4 protein-coding genes and 1 pseudogene are annotated in these 4,208 nt (G+C 72.5%); 1 reads left to right on the top strand and 4 read right to left on the bottom strand.

Annotated elements, in window-relative coordinates; genetic code table 11:
- Positions 1–608: pseudogene (locus DW297_RS00075) on the top strand (1-pyrroline-5-carboxylate dehydrogenase); the annotation flags it as partial.
- 66 nt (positions 609–674) lie between these two features.
- Here DW297_RS00075 and DW297_RS00070 read toward each other — a convergent pair.
- The 4 genes from DW297_RS00070 to DW297_RS00055 all read right to left on the bottom strand — a co-directional run.
- Entirely contained in the window at positions 675–1,778 is a 1,104-nt protein-coding gene (locus DW297_RS00070) for an ABC transporter permease (protein WP_136028485.1), read from the bottom strand.
- On the bottom strand, positions 1,775–2,659 hold the full coding sequence (locus DW297_RS00065) for an ABC transporter ATP-binding protein (protein WP_136028486.1): 885 nt from the start codon (positions 2,657–2,659) through the stop codon (positions 1,775–1,777). The genes DW297_RS00070 and DW297_RS00065 overlap by 4 nt, the downstream gene beginning before the upstream one ends.
- A 91-nt stretch (positions 2,660–2,750) precedes the next feature.
- Entirely contained in the window at positions 2,751–3,923 is a 1,173-nt protein-coding gene (locus tag DW297_RS00060) for a benzoate/H(+) symporter BenE family transporter (protein WP_136028484.1), read from the bottom strand.
- Between the two features lie 38 nt (positions 3,924–3,961).
- Positions 3,962–4,208, bottom strand: a 247-nt coding sequence (locus DW297_RS00055) for a helix-turn-helix domain-containing protein (RefSeq protein ID WP_240744471.1), incomplete at its 5' end; no start/stop codon positions are given.

Below are 4,208 nucleotides of genomic sequence, written 5' to 3'. Positions count from 1 at the left end.
GCAACGGCGTGTCCGAGCTCATCACCATGACCATGCAGGGGCTGCTCGAGGCCGCCGCGCCCGAGCTCGACCCGGCCGCGATCGAGTGGCTGCACCGCGCGGCCGCCTCCGACGAGCGCGCCTGGGTGGATGAGTTCGGGGCGGTCAGCGACAAGTCCGGCCTCGGGGTCGAGCGCAACGTGTTCCGCTACCGCCCGGTCGCCGTCGACGTGCGCCTCGCGGAGGGCGCGACGCTCGTCGACGGTGTGCGTGTGCTCGCGGCCGCCCTGCGCAGCGGCAGCCCGTTCACCGTGTCGGCCGCGGCGCTGCCGTCGCGCGTGGCGAAGGCCCTCTCCGGCGCCGGGGTCGCCGTGAAGACGGAGTCCGACGCGGCCTGGACCAAGCGCTACGCGAAGGGCGCCCGGTCGTGGCAGCGCGTGCGGCTCGTGGGCGGCGACGCCACGGCGCTGTACCAGGCGCTCGAGGGCTCGCCCGATGTGGCCGTGTGGTCGCACGCGGTGACGGGTGCGGGTCGCGTGGAGATCCTGCCGTTCCTGCACGAGCAGGCCGTGTCGATCACCAACCACCGCTTCGGCAACCCGACCTCGCTGTCCGACGGCGTCATCTGACCCGCCGCCGCACACACGCCGAAGCCCCCTGCACCTCCGCGGTGCAGGGGGCTTCCTCGTGCGGGATCAGCCGCGCAGGGCCTCGGAGAGCTTGACGCGCGAGCCCATCCGCAGCAGCGAGTTCTCGTAGATCTTCGCGCCGATCACGATCGCGGCCACGCAGCTCGCGAGCAGGATCACGAGGCTCAGCAGCGGCTCCCACCACTGCGCCTCGCCGACGAACAGCCGCATGGGCATGCCGACCGGGGCCGAGAACGGCACGTACGACATGATCGTCAGCACCAGCGGGTTGTCGTTGAACACGATCACCAGGATGTACGGCGCCATGATCAGCATCGTGATCGGGGTGGTCGTGGAGCCGATGTCCTCCTGGCGCGACACCATCGAGGCCGCCGCGGCGAACATCGCCGCGAGCAGGATGAACCCGAACAGGAAGAACACCGCGAACCAGAGGATCGGGGCACCGAGCGTGGTCAGCACCTCGCGTTGACCCGTGACGATCAGGCCGATCGTCGCCACGGCCGCCAGCGCGAGGATCTGCCCCATCGCCAGCACCGTGTTGCCGACCACCTTGCCGGCCAGCAGGGTGCGCGCGGGGATGGCCGACAGCAGCACCTCCACCACGCGGGTCTGCTTCTCCTCGACGACGCTCTGCGCGATCGTGCCGCCGAACGTCGCCGCGGCCATCATGAACACCAGGCCGAACGCGATCGCGATGAAGTACCGCAGCAGCGGGTTGGTGGTGACCGGTTCCAGGATCACGACCTCGGGCGACAGAGACAGTGCCGACACCAGCGAGCCGGGAGCATCCTGCAGGGCGACGATCGAGTAACCCGTGTGACCCTCGGTGCCGCTCGCCGGGAGCACGGCCGCGTCGACCTTCTCCGCGCGGACCAGTTCCTCCGCCTCGGCCTCGTCGGCGACCGTGGTGACCTCGACGTTCGGGATCGCCGAGACGACCGAGGCGGTGTCGGCCCTCGCCGCGACCGGCATGGTGTCGGTGTTCTTGCTCGCGAATCCGCCGAACAGGACACCCGCGAGGGCGAGCACGAGCAGGATCCCGGTGGAGATCAGGAACGCCTTGCTGCGCAGCTTCGAGCCGATCTCACGCTCCGCGACGAGCCAGATGCCGCTGGGCGTGCGCGTGGGGGAGGGGGTGGGGGCGCTCACTGGATGACCTCCTTGAAGATCTGGGCGAGGGACGGGTGCTTGGGGGCGAAGCTCGCGACGTCGCCCCGGGCGACCGCCGACTGCAGCACGCGCTGCGCCGTCTCCGGACCGTCGGCGTCGAACAGGGCGTAGCCGCCCTCGAAGTCGATCACCGTGACACCCGGCTCGGTGCGCAGCCAGCCCGCGTCACCCGCCGACACCAGCTCGTAGCGGTCGCGGGCGTGCTCGGCGCGCAGGGCGTCACGCGACCCCGCGGCGCGGATCGTGCCACCGGCGAGGATCACGAGGTCGTCGCACAGGCGTTCCACCACGTCGAGCTGATGGGAGGAGAACAGGATCGAGGCGCCCTTCGCGGCGCTCGACTGCAGCACACCGGCGACCACGTCGACCGCGAGCGGGTCGAGCCCGGAGAACGGCTCGTCGAGGATCAGCACCTCGGGGTCGTGCACGAGGGAGGCGGCGATCTGCGCGCGCTGCTGGTTGCCGAGCGACAGCGACTCGATCGTGTCGTTCAGCCGCTCCCCGAGCCCGAGCTCCGTGAGCAGCGCGGTCGCGCGCGCGGTGGCATCCTGCTTGGCGAAGCCGTGCAGTCGCGCGAGATACACGATCTGCTCCAGCACCTTCATCTTCGGGTACAGGCCGCGCTCCTCGGGCATGTAGCCGAAGCGGCGGCGGTCCGCGGTGGTGAGCGGGGCGCCATCGAGGTCGACGCGGCCGCCGTCCGACGACAGCAGTCCGAGGACGATCCGCATGGTGGTGGTCTTGCCGGCGCCGTTGCCGCCGACGAAGCCCGTCAGGCGCCCGGGGGCGACCGTGAAGGAGACGTCGTCGAGCACGCGCCGAGAGCCGTAGCTCTTGGTGATGCCGGAGAGTTCGAGCAGTCCTGTCATGCCCCTCACGCTACGGAGCCCCGTGTTCCAGGGCATCCCCCGTGCGGCGGACCTTCCCTCCTCAGCCGTGGGGCGGAGGGGATCAGCGGTGGAAGGCGTGCAGCACGGTGCGCACCAGGAGGCCGGCGACCAGTGCCCAGAACGCGGCGCTCACACCCAGCACCGCGATGCCCGACGCGGCGACGAGGAACGTGACGACGGCGGGCAGGCGCTCGCCCGGGTCGTCGATCGCCTGCTGCACGGCCGAGCCGAACGCGGCGAACAGCGCCAGCCCGGCCACGGCGGGGATCACGGCCTCGGGGGCCAGCACCACGAGCGTCGCGAAGGCCGCCGAGAACCCGCCGAGCACCAGGTACGACACCCCGGTCGACACCCCGGCGACCCAGCGGCGCCGCGCATCGGGATCGGCATCGGGGGAGGCCGCGAGGGCCGCGCTGATCGCGGCGAGGTTGATCGCGTGTCCGCCCGCGGTGGCGCCGAGCGCCGTGCCGAGCCCGGTCACGAGCATCGCGGGACGCCACGGCACCTCGTACCCGAAGCTGCGCATGATCGCGATGCCCGGCACGTTCTGCGAGGCCATGGTCACGATGAACAGCGGCAGCGCGACGCCCACGAGCGCCCCGACCGTGAACACCGGAGCGGTCAGCTCCACCCGGGGCAGCAGCACCGCGGGGTCGACCGCGTCGCCCTCCGCCACCAGGGTCACCGCGACCACCGCGGCCGCGGCGAGGAACGCGAACGGCACCGCCCAGCGCGGCGCGAGGCGCGCGAACACCAGCCACGTGAGCACGACCGGGACCACGCCCCACGGGTTCGCGACGACGCCCGTGATCGGTGCGAGGCACAGCGGCAGCAGCACCCCGGCGAGCATGGCCTGCGCGATCGACGGAGGAATGCGGGCGATCAGGGCGCCGAGCGCGGGCCACAGCGCCGTGAGCAGGATCAGGGCCGCGGTGACCAGGAACGCCCCGACGGCCGCCGGCCATCCGCCCTCGATCGCCCCGGTGGAGGCCAGCAGCGCGGCGCCGGGGGTCGACCACGCGACCGTGATCGGCATCCGGTAGCGCCACGCCAGCACCACGCACGCGATGCCCATGGTCACCGTCACCGCCAGCAGCCCGCTGGCCGCCTGCGCCGCGGTCGCGCCCATCGCGTCGAGTCCCGCGAGCACCACGGCGAACGAACTCGTGAAGCCGACCAGTGCCGTGACCACCCCGGCCAGGATCGGGCGCGACAGGGGAGCGGTTTCCGGCATGGCTCAGAGGCTATCGCGGAGCCCGGTCCCCGGCCGCGTCAGGCGAGCCCGAGCCGGTGCGCGAGCACCACGGCCTGCACCCGGTCGCGCGCGCCGAGCTTCTGCAGGATGCGCGACACGTGCGTCTTCACGGTCGCCTCGCCGATGTACAGCGCCCGCGCGATCTCGCCGTTGCTGCGGGCATCCGCGAGCAGCGCGAGCACCTCGGCCTCCCGCTCGGTGAGCGGCTCGGCGAGCGCGGGGGTCGTGCGTGCGGAGCTCGGCACCGGCGCGGGCGACGCGGGG

The organism is Microbacterium sp. PF5 (assembly GCF_004794315.1).
In the GTDB taxonomy this organism is placed as follows: Bacteria; Actinomycetota; Actinomycetes; order Actinomycetales; family Microbacteriaceae; genus Microbacterium; species Microbacterium sufflavum.
Note: the sequence above shows the minus strand (reverse complement) of the source record. Positions and strands in the feature narration are given on the sequence as shown.